This window comes from Ectopseudomonas composti, assembly GCF_001567565.1.
Lineage (GTDB): Bacteria > Pseudomonadota > Gammaproteobacteria > Pseudomonadales > Pseudomonadaceae > Aquipseudomonas > Aquipseudomonas composti_A.
Window position 1 is genome coordinate 694663 of sequence record NZ_LSSW01000029.1, and the last position, 12644, is coordinate 707306.

General features: G+C 62.1%; 14 protein-coding genes. All 14 read right to left on the reverse strand.

What is annotated here, in order from left to right; translation table 11 throughout:
* Positions 1-29: 29 nt before the first annotated feature.
* Positions 30-776, reverse strand: a complete 747-nt coding sequence (fliA, locus tag PCLY_RS19700) for an RNA polymerase sigma factor FliA (RefSeq protein WP_061241364.1) — start codon at positions 774-776, stop codon at positions 30-32.
* Entirely contained in the window at positions 773-1603 is an 831-nt protein-coding gene (gene fleN, locus PCLY_RS19705) for a flagellar synthesis regulator FleN (RefSeq protein WP_162843938.1), read from the reverse strand. The genes fliA and fleN overlap by 4 nt, the downstream gene beginning before the upstream one ends.
* A gap of 91 nt (positions 1604-1694) precedes the next feature.
* Positions 1695-3005 (reverse strand): flagellar biosynthesis protein FlhF, encoded by a 1311-nt coding sequence (flhF, locus tag PCLY_RS19710; RefSeq protein WP_061241366.1) that lies wholly within the window; start codon positions 3003-3005, stop codon positions 1695-1697.
* Positions 3006-3016: 11 nt separating this feature from the next.
* Positions 3017-5146 (reverse strand): flagellar biosynthesis protein FlhA, encoded by a 2130-nt coding sequence (gene flhA, locus PCLY_RS19715; RefSeq protein ID WP_394326858.1) that lies wholly within the window; start codon positions 5144-5146, stop codon positions 3017-3019.
* 103 nt (positions 5147-5249) lie between these two features.
* Positions 5250-6386: a flagellar biosynthesis protein FlhB gene (flhB, locus tag PCLY_RS19720; RefSeq protein WP_061241371.1), complete on the reverse strand. Its 1137-nt coding sequence runs from the start codon at positions 6384-6386 to the stop codon at positions 5250-5252.
* 9 nt (positions 6387-6395) lie between these two features.
* Complete coding sequence (gene fliR, locus PCLY_RS19725) at positions 6396-7172, reverse strand: flagellar biosynthetic protein FliR (protein ID WP_061241374.1); 777 nt, start codon at positions 7170-7172, stop codon at positions 6396-6398.
* Between the two features lie 13 nt (positions 7173-7185).
* The gene (gene fliQ, locus PCLY_RS19730) at positions 7186-7455 is read right to left on the reverse strand and encodes a flagellar biosynthesis protein FliQ (protein ID WP_061241377.1); all 270 of its coding nucleotides are present in this window, start codon (positions 7453-7455) and stop codon (positions 7186-7188) included.
* Between the two features lie 11 nt (positions 7456-7466).
* Positions 7467-8252: a flagellar type III secretion system pore protein FliP gene (fliP, locus tag PCLY_RS19735; protein WP_061241378.1), complete on the reverse strand. Its 786-nt coding sequence runs from the start codon at positions 8250-8252 to the stop codon at positions 7467-7469.
* On the reverse strand, positions 8252-8683 hold the full coding sequence (fliO, locus tag PCLY_RS19740) for a flagellar biosynthetic protein FliO (RefSeq protein ID WP_061241380.1): 432 nt from the start codon (positions 8681-8683) through the stop codon (positions 8252-8254). The genes fliP and fliO overlap by 1 nt, the downstream gene beginning before the upstream one ends.
* 2 nt (positions 8684-8685) lie before the next feature.
* A complete protein-coding gene (fliN, locus tag PCLY_RS19745) occupies positions 8686-9162 on the reverse strand; it encodes a flagellar motor switch protein FliN (RefSeq protein ID WP_061241383.1) in 477 nt (158 codons plus the stop codon).
* A 70-nt stretch (positions 9163-9232) separates the two neighbouring features.
* The gene (gene fliM / locus PCLY_RS19750) at positions 9233-10204 is read right to left on the reverse strand and encodes a flagellar motor switch protein FliM (RefSeq protein WP_061241387.1); all 972 of its coding nucleotides are present in this window, start codon (positions 10202-10204) and stop codon (positions 9233-9235) included.
* Positions 10205-10216: 12 nt separating this feature from the next.
* On the reverse strand, positions 10217-10738 hold the full coding sequence (gene fliL, locus PCLY_RS19755) for a flagellar basal body-associated protein FliL (protein ID WP_061241391.1): 522 nt from the start codon (positions 10736-10738) through the stop codon (positions 10217-10219).
* 240 nt (positions 10739-10978) lie between these two features.
* On the reverse strand, positions 10979-12205 hold the full coding sequence (locus tag PCLY_RS19760; RefSeq protein WP_061241394.1) for a flagellar hook-length control protein FliK: 1227 nt from the start codon (positions 12203-12205) through the stop codon (positions 10979-10981).
* 67 nt (positions 12206-12272) lie between these two features.
* On the reverse strand, positions 12273-12626 hold the full coding sequence (locus tag PCLY_RS19765) for an Hpt domain-containing protein (protein ID WP_061241399.1): 354 nt from the start codon (positions 12624-12626) through the stop codon (positions 12273-12275).
* Positions 12627-12644 lie beyond the last annotated feature (18 nt).

A 12644-nucleotide genomic window follows, 5' to 3' on the forward strand; every position in this document is an offset into this window, starting at 1 on the left:
AACCGCTTCCGCCTGCGAGTACGTCGCCTTCAGCCAGCGCGCCATTCGCTCAACCGTGAACGCAGACGCGCTGCGCATTGGCTGTGCAACTGGCTCACACGTGACTCGCTAACCCCCAGCACTTCACCGATTTCTTTCAAGTTCAGTTCTTCATCGTAATACAGCGCCAGCACGAGGCGTTCACGCTCCGGCAAACCGGCAATGGCATTGGCCAAAGCCGTCTGGAAACGTTCGTCTTCGAGGTCCCGCGAAGGTTCGAGGTGGGTGTGCCCGGCGTCTTCGTGCAACCCGCCGTGCTCGCCGTCCTGCACCAGGTCGTCGAAGCTGAACAGGCGGCTGCCCAAAGTGTCGCCAAGAATGCCGTAGTAATCCTCCAGACTCAATTGGAGTTCGGCCGCAACCTCGTGATCTTTAGCGTCACGTCCGGTTCTCGCCTCTACGGCGCGAATCGCATCGCTGACCATCCGGCTGTTGCGGTGTACCGAACGAGGCGCCCAGTCACCCTTGCGCACCTCGTCGAGCATGGAGCCGCGAATGCGAATACCGGCGAACGTTTCAAAGCTGGCACCCTTGCTGGAGTCGTATTTGCGCGAGGCTTCGAGCAGGCCGATCATGCCGGCCTGAATCAGGTCGTCGACCTGCACGCTGGCCGGCAAGCGGGCCAGCAGGTGGTAGGCGATACGCTTGACCAGAGGCGCGTAGCGCTCGATCAGCTGATGCTGGGAATCCTGCGCCTGAGCCTTGTTGTACATACGAAGTCCAGAGGCTGCTGTCATACGGCCGAGTCTGCAGTCGGTTGCTGCACCAGACGCTCGACGAAAAACTCCAGATGGCCACGGGGATTGGCCGGCAGCGGCCAGGTGTCAACCTTCTGAGCTATCGCCTTGAACGCCAGAGCGCACTTGGAGCGAGGGAAGGCTTCATACACAGCACGCTGCTTCTGTACGGCTTTGCGCACGCACTCGTCATAGGGCACGGCACCGACATACTGCAGAGCAACATCGAGGAAGCGATCCGTCACCTTGGTCAGCTTAGCAAAGAGATTGCGACCTTCCTGCGGACTGTGGGCCATGTTGGCCAACACGCGAAAGCGACTGATGCCGTGATCACGGTTGAGCAGCTTGATCAGTGCGTAGGCGTCGGTGATCGAAGTGGGCTCGTCGCACACCACCACGAGGATTTCCTGCGCGGCGCGAACGAAGCTCACTACCGCGTCGCCGATACCAGCCGCAGTATCGATCACCAGCACGTCGAGATTCTCGCTGATATCGCTGAACGCCTGGATCAAGCCGGCGTGCTGCATTGGCGTCAGGCTGACCATACTCTGCGTACCGGACGCTGCCGGCACGATGCGGACACCGCCCGGCCCTTGCAGCAGCACGTCACGCAGATCGCACTCGCCGGCGATCACATCGGCCAGCGTGCGCTTGGGCGTCAACCCCAACAGAACGTCGACGTTGGCCAGACCAAGGTCGGCGTCCATCAGCATTACCCGGCGACCGAGATCGGCCAGGGCCATGGACAGATTGACCGACACGTTGGTCTTACCGACGCCACCCTTGCCGCCAGTCACCGCAATCACCTGTACGGGATGCATACCCATGTTCTCTTTACACCTTGTCTAACTTCGACTTGGCCGTCAGGCCGTTCACTCCCACACAACCTGCGCGAGAGGGTGCAACATTATCGCCGCTTCAGCCGGCTCGCTGCGTCGGGTTGTGATAGAGGCCGGCGAACATCTGCGCCATGGCATCTTCACTTGGCTCCTCGGCGGCCTGCAAACCTACTGCCCGGCTCACCAGCTGATGGCTGCGCGGCACCTGCAGATTGTCCGGAATCCGCGGTCCGTCTGTCACATAGGCTACCGGCAGTTGCTGGCCTATAGCCAGGCCTAAAACCTCGCCCAGGCTCGCGGCCTCGTCCAGTTTCGTCAGTATGCAGCCTGAAAGGCCACAACGCTTGTAACTATGGTAGGCCGCCTTGAGCACTTGGCTCTGACTTGTTGCAGCCAGTACCAGATAATTTTTTGCCTTGATGCGCGCCGAAGCCAGACTTTCCAGTTGCAGGCGCAAGGCGGGATCGTTGCCCGGCAAGCCGGCGGTATCGACCAGCACCACGCGTTTCTTGGCTAGCGGCGCCAGGGATTGCAGCAGAGACTGCCCCGGATCGACCTGGGTCACCGACACACCGAGGATACGCCCGAGGGTCTTGAGTTGCTCCTGCGCACCGATGCGGAAGCTGTCCATACTGACCAGAGCGACCTGTTGCGAGCCGTACTTAAGCACGTAGCGTGCAGCCAGCTTGGCCAGCGTGGTGGTTTTGCCCATGCCAGCCGGGCCGACCAGAGCGATGACACCGCCCTCCTCCAGTGGCTCGACCTTGGGCGTCTTGATCGCATGCGCCAGATGCGCCAGCAGCATGCGCCAGGCCTGACGCGGCTCGGCAACGCCAGCCACCTTGCTCAGCAGCGCCTGCGACAGTTCGGCGGACAAGCCCATGCGCTGCAGACGACGCCACAGATTGGCCTGTTGCGGACGGCGAGTTTGCAGTTGCCCCCAGGCGATGGAGCCCAGTTGCACCTCGATCAGCTCGCGCAGGCCGTGCAGTTCGAAACGCATGGCATCCAGCGCCCTTGGATCGACTGCGGGCGTGGCAGGCGCTGCGGCTTCGACCGGGCGCTGCGGTTTGACCGGCGTTGCCAGCAGCTCGGGTGCCAGCAGCGATTCGTTGGCGAACAGTTGACGATCCTTGCCGCCATCCTGTTCGGCACGCGTGGTCAGCTCGGCCTGGGCGTTGGCAATACGCGCCTGGGTCTTGCGCAACTCGGCCTCCAGCGCGGGGTTCGCACGCACCGGTGCCGGCGCCTGGTAGTCCAGCGCAGCAGTCAACTCGACGCCACCGGCGACACGGCGATTGCCGATGATCGAGGCGTCAGCACCCAACTCGTCACGCACCAGTTTCATGGCGGTCCGCATATCGGCGGCGAAGAAGCGTTTGACCTGCATGACCCTTTACCTCAGTTCTGGCCAACCGTAGCGACTATGGTGACCTGCTTGTTGTCCGGAATTTCCTGGTACGCCAGCACATGCATGCTGGGCACCGCCAGCCGCGCGAAGCGCGAGAGCATCGCCCGGACCGGTCCGGCCACCAGCAGAATCACCGGTTTGCCGAGCATTTCCTGGCGCTGCGCCGCTTCCACCAGGGAACGCTGCAGCTTCTCGGCCATGCCAGGTTCGAGGAGGATGCCATCCTCACTGCCCTGACCGGCCTTCTGAAGACTGTTCAGCAATATCTGTTCCAACCTTGGCTCAAGGGTGATCACAGGCAGCTCCGGCTCTAGTCCCACAACGCTTTGCACGATGGCGCGGGCCAGCGAAACGCGAACGGCAGCGACCATGGCGGCGGGATCTTGACTCTTTGGCGCGACGTTGGCGATCGCCTCGGCAATGGTACGGATGTCGCGCACCGGCACCTGCTCCTGCAGCAACGCCTGCAATACCTTGAGCAAGGTCGACAGCGACACCAGTCCCGGCACCAGCTCCTCGGCCAGCTTGGGCGAGCTCTTGGCCAGCAACTGCAGCAGTTGCTGCACTTCCTCGTGCCCCAGCAGCTCATGGGCGTGCTTGTGCAGGATCTGATTGAGGTGAGTGGCGACCACGGTACTGGCATCGACCACGGTGTAGCCCAACGATTGCGCCTGATCGCGCTGACTGGGATCGATCCATACCGCTTCCAGGCCGAACGCCGGATCCTTGGCGGCGATACCATTGAGCGGACCGAACACCTGACCGGGGTTGATCGCCAGCTCACGATCCGGATAGACCTCGGCCTCGGCGACACTGACGCCCATCAGCGTCAAACGATAGGCATTGGGCGCCAGATCGAGGTTGTCGCGGATATGCACCGAAGGCATGAGGAAACCCATTTCCTGCGAGAGCTTCTTGCGCACCCCCTTGATCCGCGCCAGCAGCTGGCCACCCTGGTTGCGATCGACCAGCGGGATCAGCCGATACCCCACTTCCAGGCCGACCATATCCACCGGAGTCACGTCATCCCAGCCCAGCTCCTTGACCTCCTGAGCCTTCTGCGCCGGCAGCAGCTCCTGTTGACGCTGGACTTCCTTGACCTCTTCTTCCTTGATCTTGCGCTGGCGATGGGCGATCCAGTACGCGCCACCCGCAGCGATCAGGCCCAGGCCGATGAAGGAAAAGTGCGGCATGCCCGGCACCAGGCCCATGGCGATCATGATCGCCGCCGCCACGGCCAGCGCACGGGGCGAGGCGAACATCTGCCGATTGACCTGCGCGCCCATGTCCTCGGAGGTGGATACGCGGGTCACCATCACCGCTGCCGCCGTGGACAGCAACAGGGAGGGAATCTGCGCTACCAGACCGTCACCGATGGTCAGCAGGGTGTAGACCTTGCCCGCATCGGAGAAGGCCAGGCTGTGCTGCAGCACGCCGATGGCGATACCGCCGATGAGGTTGATGAACAGGATCAGCAGACCGGCGATGGCGTCACCGCGAACGAACTTGCTGGCACCGTCCATGGAGCCGTAGAAATCGGCCTCCTGAGCCACTTCGCTGCGGCGCTTCTTGGCCTCGACCTGATCGATCAGGCCGGCATTGAGGTCGGCATCGATAGCCATCTGCTTGCCGGGCATGGCATCCAGGGTAAAACGCGCGCTGACTTCGGAAATACGCCCGGCACCCTTGGTGACCACCACGAAGTTGATGATCATGAGGATGGCGAAGACCACGATACCGACCACGTAGTTGCCGCCAATCACCACCTCGCCAAAGGCCTGGATCACCTGGCCAGCAGCGCCGTGCCCCTCATGCCCGTTGAGCAGCACCACCCGCGTTGAAGCGACGTTCAGCGCCAGACGCAGCAGCGTGGCGGCCAGCAGAATGGTCGGGAAAACCGCGAAGTCCAGCGGGCGCAGCGCGTAGATACTGACCAGCAACACCACGATCGACAGCGCGATGCTGAAGGTGAACAACACGTCCAGCAGGAAGGGTGGGATCGGCAGCATGACCATGCCGAGCATGACCAGCAGCAGCAGGGGAATCCCCAGATTGCCGTGACGCAAGCCCGCCAGATTGCTGCGAACATCACCGATTAACTGTGCGCGATCTACTGCCACGTCCCTACCCCGAGCCATTCAATCTTTTGACGCGAAAATGCGCCTTGAAGGGGTAATGGCAAGAAGCGTTCCAGAAATGACGCAGTAGCGTGCAAGGCGCTCTTTACGAGTCGCGACGCAGGTCCGCAGGGATCGGCAGATCCGGCAACGGACCGGGCCGCTTGCCCTTGCCCGCCCGGTATTGCCGCAGCTGATAGACGTAGGCCAGCACCTGAGCCACTGCCAGGTACAGGCCTGCAGGAATCTCCTGATCCAGCTCGGTGGAGTAATACACGGCACGCGCCAGGGCCGGCGACTCCAGCACCATCACCTGGTGCTCCTGGGCAATCTCACGAATTTTCAGCGCCAGGAAGTCGCCACCCTTGGCCAGCATCACCGGCGCCCCGCCATTCTCCGGATCGTACTTGAGCGCTACCGCGAAGTGGGTCGGGTTGGTGATCACCACGTCGGCCTGCGGTACGGCCTGCATCATCCGCCGCTCGGCCATTTCCCGCTGCAGCTGGCGAATACGGCCCTTGACCTCGGGCTTGCCCTCGGTGTCCTTGTACTCGTCGCGCACTTCCTGCTTGGTCATCATCAGCTTCTGCTTGTGACTCCACAGCTGGAACGGCACATCCACCGCCGCGATCAGGATCAAGCCGCACGACAACCAGAACGCACTCCAGCCAACCACCTTGAGGCTATGTAGGATGGCGGCTTCGAGCGGCTCGTTGGCAATCGCCAGCAGGTCGTCCTGGTCCACCGACAGCACCACCAGGGCGACCGCGAGAATCACCAGAAACTTGGCCAGTGCCTTGAGCAACTCGACCAGGGCCTGAACCGAAAACATACGTTTGAGGCCAGCCAGAGGGTTCATCCGACTGGCCTTGGGTTGCAGCGCTTCGGCAGAAAACAGCCAGCCGCCCAACGCAATGGGACCGATCACGGAGGCGATCAGCAAGGCGATCAGAAATGGCTGCGCCGCCAGCAGCGCCTGCTTGCCCGAGGCCAGCAGGTGCAGCGCCATGCTGCCCTCGTTCATCAACACGTCACGCGGCAGGCTGAAATTACCGCGCATGATGTCCAGCAGCGCATTGCCCATGTAGGCGCCGAAGATGATCAGGGCCACGGTGCCGGTGAGGGTCACCGCCAGGGTGTTGAGTTCCTTGGAGCGAGCGATCTGACCTTTCTTGCGCGACTCTTCAAGCCGCTTGCCTGTGGGTTCCTCGCTCTTGTCGGCGCCACTCTCGCTCTCAGCCATGCTCGCCCCTCATCGCGTCAGGGCGAATTCGCCCAACTGCTGCAGGGCTTCGCTGGCCAGCGCCTGGAACAGGCTGCCGAAGTCGGAGAGGCTTACCCAGAAGATCACCAGGCCCATGGCCAGGGTCAGCGGGAAACCGATGGAAAAGATGTTCAGCTGCGGCGCAGCGCGGGTCATCACGCCGAATGCCAGGTTGATCACCAGCAAGGCGGTGACGGCAGGCAGGGTCAACAGCAGGCCGGCACCGATCACCCAGCCCAGCTTGCCGACCAGCTCCCAGTAGTGATTGACCATCATCCCCTGGCCATACGGCAGGGTGACGAAGCTCTCCGCCAGAATTTCCAATGCCACCAGGTGACCGTTGATGGCCAAAAACAGCAAGGTCACCAACATCAGCATGAACTGGCCGAGCACCGGCACGGAGACGCCGTTGGCCGGATCGACCATCGAGGCGAAGCCCAACCCCATCTGCATGGCAATGATCTGTCCGGCCACGGCGAACAGGTGGAAGAACAGCTGCAGGATGAAACCGAACATGGCGCCGATGAGCACCTGCTCGAGGATCAGCAACAGACTGCGCAGGCTCAGCGCGTCCACCTGCGGCATTGGCGGCAATGTCGGCACCAGCAGCACGCTGATGGCCAGCGCCAGGTAGAGCCGCACGCGCGTCGGCACCAACTGGGTACCGAAGATCGGCATGACCATCAACATTGCGGCGATGCGAAACAACGGCAGCAGAAACTGGCCGACCCAGGCGCTGATTTGCTCGTTGCTCAACTCCAGCATCGCGCCCTGCCCCTCAACCTATGAGGTACGGAATGTTCTGTATCAACGTCTGGGTGTACTCCATCAACTGGCTCACCAGCCAGGGGCCGGCCCAGATCAGAGTCAGCAGCATCACCATCAGACGCGGCAGGAAGCTCAGGGTCTGTTCGTTGATCTGCGTGGCTGCCTGAAACATGGCGACCACCAGGCCCACCAGCAGACTCGGCACCACCGCCAGACCAACGATCAGGACGATCAGCCAGAGCGCTTCGCGAAACAGATCAACTGCTACCTCGGGAGTCATCGTGAGCCTCGCTATATCGTGCCGAAACTGGCGGCAAGCGTCCCCATGATCAGCGCCCAGCCGTCGACCAGGACGAACAGCATGATCTTGAACGGCAATGAGATGATCAGTGGCGAAAGCATCATCATGCCCATTGCCATGAGGATGCTGGCGACCACCATGTCGATGATCAGAAACGGAATGAAGATCATGAAGCCGATCTGGAACGCAGTCTTCAGCTCGGAGGTGACAAACGCCGGTACCAGGATGGTCAGCGGCACGTCCTCGACACCCGCCAGGTCGGTGCGCTTGGACAGGCGCACGAACAGCGCCAGATCGCTCTCACGGGTCTGCGCCAGCATGAAGTCACGGATCGGCCCCTCAGCCCGCGTCAACGCCTCCTGGGCGACGATCTCTTCGTTGAGATAGGGCTGCAGGGCGTCGTTGTTGATGCGGTCGAACACCGGCGCCATGATGAACATCGTGAGAAACAGCGCCAGCCCCACCAGGATCTGGTTCGACGGCGTCTGTTGCAGACCCAGCGCCTGCCGCAGGATGGAGAAGACGATGATGATCCGCGTGAAGCTGGTCATCAACATGACGAACGCCGGGATGAAACTCAGCGCCGTCATGATCAGCAGAATCTGCAGGCTGACCGAGTATTCCTGCTGCCCCTGAGCGTCGGTGGACAGCGTGATGGCCGGGATCGACAGCGGGTTGTTGCCCTGCTGAATCAGCGTAGTGGCGCCAGGTGGGTCTTCGGCGAAAGCCAGTGAAGCAGCCAGGCTCAGCACCAGCACCAGCAACAAGCGCAGCATCAGGATTTGTCCTTCTGATCCTTGCCCAGCAGCTCCATCAGGCGCTGGGCGAACTCCGGCGTGGCAGGCTCGGCGTCTGGCAGGTGCACCGGCTCCTTGAGTACATGCAAAGGCGTGATGCGCCCCGCCGACAGGCCCAGCAGAATCTGCTCGTTACCCACCTGCACCAGCACCAGGCGATCGCGCGGGCCGAGCGCCTGGCTCGACAGCAGCTTGATCACCTGCCCGCCACGCGGGCTCAGTCGCTGCACGCGGCGCAGCAGCCAGGCAAGCAGGAAGATCAGCCCGATGACCAGCAACAGGCCCAGCAACAATTGGCCGAGCTGGCCGGCGATATCACTGCCAGCCATGGGCGTGGCAGCCTTGCCGGCGGGTTCGGCAGCCAGCGCCAAACCCGGCAGCACCAACAGTAACGCGATGAGTCGGGCCATGATCAGCGCAGCTTCTTGATACGTTCGCTGGGGCTGATCACGTCCGTCAGGCGGATGCCAAACTTCTCGTTGACCACCACCACTTCACCGTGAGCGATCAGGGTGCCATTGACCAGAACGTCGAGTGGCTCGCCGGCCAGACGATCGAGTTCGATCACCGAACCCTGGTTGAGCTGCAACAGGTTACGGATGGTGATGTCGGTGTTGCCCACCTCCATGGAAATCGACACCGGAATGTCGAGAATCACATCCAGGTTCGGCCCATCCAGGTTCACCGGCAGATTGCTCGGCGGCGGAGCGCTGCCAAATTCTTCCATCGGTGCACGGGGTGCTGCAGGTTGCGCAGGCTCAGCAGCGGCCTGCCCGGCCAGCATCGCATCGATATCGTCCTGATCGGCATCGCCCGCCTCGGCCAGCGCCGCGGCCCACTCATCGGCCAGTGCCTGCTCCTCGGGAGAGGTGTTTTCTTCGTCTGCCATCGTCTTTCCTCGCCTGGCTCCAGCTATTCGTTCGCATCGGGCTTGTCAGCCCGGAAGAGTTACCAGCACCTCAGCGCTGGCGTTCGATGGGCTCCAGCACCTGCAGGGCCAGATTGCCCTTGTGTGCACCCAACTTGACCTTGAAGGTCGGCACGCCATTGGCGCGCATGACCACGTTCTCGGGCAGCTCCACCGGGATTACATCGCCCGGCTGCATATGCAGGATGTCGCGCAGCCTCAGCTGGCGGCGGGCAACGGTAGCGCCCAGCGGTACGCTGACATCGAGAATGTCCTCGCGCAGCGCCTTGATCCAACGCTCGTCCTGGTCGTCGACATCGGACTGGAAACCGGCATCGAGCATTTCGCGAATCGGCTCGATCATCGAGTACGGCATCGTGATGTGCAGGTCGCCACCACCGCCGTCGAGTTCGATGTGGAAGGTGGACACCACCACCACCTCACTGGGGCTGACGATGTTGGCCAGCGCCGGGTTGACCTCGGAGTTGACGTATTCGAAATTGATGTCCATTACCGCGTGCCAGGCCTCGCGCAGATCGACGAAGGCCTGATCGAGCACCATGCGCACCACGCGCAATTCGGTAGGGGTGAATTCGCGGCCTTCGATCTTGGCGTGACGCCCATCGCCGCCGAAGAAGTTGTCCACCAGCTTGAACACCAGCTTGGCGTCGAGGATGAACAGTCCGGTGCCACGCAACGGCTTCATTTTCACCAGGTTGAGGCTGGTCGGCACGTACAGCGAGTGCACGTATTCGCCGAACTTCATCACCTGCACGCCACCGACGGCGACGTCAGCCGAACGACGCAGCAGGTTGAACATGCTGATGCGGGTATAACGGGCGAAACGCTCGTTGATCATCTCCAGGGTCGGCATGCGCCCACGGACGATACGATCCTGGCTGGTCAGGTCATATTGCTTGACGCTCCCAGGCTCCGCAGCGTCCTCGGTTTCGACCAGACCGTCGTCAACACCATGCAACAGCGCATCGATCTCGTCCTGGGAAAGCAGGTCTTGCACGGCCATCTTCGGCTCCCGCTACTGCAACACGAAATTGGTGAACAGCACCTGCTCGACCACAGTGCTGCCGGTTTCCTTCTGCGCCAGCTCCTGCACGCTGGCCAGCGCCTGCTGCAGGAGCATCTCCTTGCCCAGCGGCGTTTGCAGCGTGGCAAAGTCCTGACCGGACAGCAGCATCACCAGGCGATTGCGCAGTACCGGCATATGCACCTTGAGCTTCTCCATACCGGCTGCATCACGGCCCATCAACGCCATGCTCACCTGCAGGTAGCGGGTACGGTTCTGGTAGTTGAAATTGACCACGAAGGCCGGCATCAGGTCCTGGTAGATGGCCGGCTGATGCGCTGGAGCCGCCTCAGCCGCAGCCTCTTCTGGCTTGGTCTCCTCGTGCTTGTCACCCTTGCTGAGAATGAACCAGGTACCACCCACGGACAGGCCGACGGCCAGCAGCAGCCCCACCACGATCAGGATGATGAGTTTCAGCTTGCTCTTGCCGGCGGGTTGTCCGTCGGCAGCCGGTGCTGCTTCTTTCTTAGCCATGCCAATAATCCGTCACTATCGGAGTTCTTTCCGCATTCAAAGGGTTAAGAGCAAGTGTTATGCCAGCATATGAGCAGGCTTGTCTAACTCTGGGCTGCGGATTTAACAGCGCCAGCTCCTTGCTGTCACCCTAAATGCATTCGCCCGGGTGCCTTTTGGCAACCCGGGCGAATGCAAGTCTAGCGGAGGATCGACGCTCACCGGACATTGGTCAGTGCGACTACCCAACCCTGACGTCACTCACGCGTAGTAATCGACCAACCCACGACCCGAGGCCAGACGTTCGCTACGCACATCCTGATGAGCAACTGCTTGCAACTCATCACCGGCAAGCGAGTCGCCACGCGAGCCGGAGCCGCCCCGACCGCCTTCGCCCTGCCCCTGCCAGCCGCGGTTGAGCGATTGATCGGAGACGTTGGCATCGGCCAGGTTCATGCCTTGCTGCGCGAACAGCTCACGCAGGCGGTGCATCTGCCCTTCCAGCGCCTCCCGCACCCCGGCATTGGGGCTGGCGAAGGTCACCTGGGCCTGATCCTGAGACATGTTCACCCGCACCTCGAGACGCCCCAAATCCGCCGGATCGAGCTGAATTTCAGCCGACTTGAGGTTCTGACTGGACAGCCACATGACGCGATCCACCACCGCCTCGCTCCAGCCCCCCTGATGCATCGCCACTGGCTGACCGGGCACCAGAGGCGCCCGCTGAGCGGCGCCGGTCTGGTGATTGAGCGCCTGCGTCAACGCATTGAGCTTGCTGACGAACTGATCCGGACGATTGGGCTGAACGCTGTCCTTGAGACTCTCCTGAGTGTCCTTGGCCAGGCTTTCCAGTGGCAGATCCAGCGCCGCCTCCTCAGTGCTCTCGGTCGACTCTTCGCCCTTGCCCATGGAGGCCATGGCAGCGGCGAAGTCCGTGCTGGTTGCCACTCGCGCACTCTTGTTCGCGGCGTCCTGAGGCAACTGCGCCTTGCCCGCCTCATCCGCTGGCAGCTTGAGCTGCGCCAATGGGTCGAGCGCCTCTTCCTCCAACACTGGATCGGCATTCTCGACGCCTTCGCCTTTGGCGCCGGTTATCACCAGCGCCGGCAGATCCGGCGACTCCTCGGTTACCTGGGCATCGTCGACTTGCGCCTGAATGCCGCTCAGCGCCATTGCCAGCAACGGATCGAGCTCTTCTTCAGCCCCCTCCTGCGTCGGCAAGGAATTGCCGGACGCGGCAACCGCAGGCTCTTCGGCGGCAGCAGAAGCGCTATCGGACTCTTCTGCTGACGGCGCAGACTTCTGCTCCTGGCTAGTTTTATCGGTACTGCCAGCGCGCTCGCCGGGCTTGGCCTGGCGCTCCTTGGCATATACCTCGGCAAAGCTGGAAGCACCGTTCTTGCTGGGCTCCGGCGCTTTGGCCGGCGGCTTCGCTTTGCTCTTCACCTCAGGCGTAGCCTGCAGGCGTAGGTCGGGCAACGCGGACATGGACGCTCTCCGTCTGATGGGTCGTGACTGGATCAGAGCAAAGGACGGGCCAACTTGTGAGAAGACGTCAGACGCGGTAACGCTGACGCTCGGATTTGAAGAGAATGCGGACAATCGCAAACTCGCGCTCGATCTGCTCGATCAGGGCCGGAACCAGTTCCAGCTCGTCGCGCCGCCCCGCGTCCTCCAGCTCTTTGCACAGGCTAGCCAGCAGCACCGCGCCCATGTTGCTGCAACTGCCCTTGAAACTGTGGGCAGCCAGACGCACCCCCTGAGCATCGCCTTCGGCCTGAGCCTCATGCAGCAGGCGCACGCGCTCTTCGGAGTCGGCCACGAAGGTATCGAGCAGAATCGGATATTCGTCCTCCATGACATCCTGCAAGGATGCCAGGACAGCATCGTCGAGATGGATATCGGACACTGGGTCACTCCATGAACA

What these genes read in the sequence shown, in the direction of transcription:
- fliQ (WP_061241377.1), bottom strand. Translation starts at nt 7,455, where the DNA reads ATGACTCCCGAGGTAGCAGTTGATCTGTTTCGCGAAGCGCTCTGGCTG.
- PCLY_RS19760 (WP_061241394.1), bottom strand. Translation starts at nt 12,205, where the DNA reads ATGTCCGCGTTGCCCGACCTACGCCTGCAGGCTACGCCTGAGGTGAAG.
- flhF (WP_061241366.1), bottom strand. Translation starts at nt 3,005, where the DNA reads ATGCAGGTCAAACGCTTCTTCGCCGCCGATATGCGGACCGCCATGAAA.
- flhB (WP_061241371.1), bottom strand. Translation starts at nt 6,386, where the DNA reads ATGGCTGAGAGCGAGAGTGGCGCCGACAAGAGCGAGGAACCCACAGGC.
- fliL (WP_061241391.1), bottom strand. Translation starts at nt 10,738, where the DNA reads ATGGCTAAGAAAGAAGCAGCACCGGCTGCCGACGGACAACCCGCCGGC.
- fliM (WP_061241387.1), bottom strand. Translation starts at nt 10,204, where the DNA reads ATGGCCGTGCAAGACCTGCTTTCCCAGGACGAGATCGATGCGCTGTTG.
- fliP (WP_061241378.1), bottom strand. Translation starts at nt 8,252, where the DNA reads ATGCTGCGCTTGTTGCTGGTGCTGGTGCTGAGCCTGGCTGCTTCACTG.
- fliA (WP_061241364.1), bottom strand. Translation starts at nt 776, where the DNA reads ATGACAGCAGCCTCTGGACTTCGTATGTACAACAAGGCTCAGGCGCAG.
- fliO (WP_061241380.1), bottom strand. Translation starts at nt 8,683, where the DNA reads ATGGCCCGACTCATCGCGTTACTGTTGGTGCTGCCGGGTTTGGCGCTG.
- fleN (WP_162843938.1), bottom strand. Translation starts at nt 1,603, where the DNA reads ATGGGTATGCATCCCGTACAGGTGATTGCGGTGACTGGCGGCAAGGGT.
- fliR (WP_061241374.1), bottom strand. Translation starts at nt 7,172, where the DNA reads ATGCTGGAGTTGAGCAACGAGCAAATCAGCGCCTGGGTCGGCCAGTTT.
- fliN (WP_061241383.1), bottom strand. Translation starts at nt 9,162, where the DNA reads ATGGCAGACGAAGAAAACACCTCTCCCGAGGAGCAGGCACTGGCCGAT.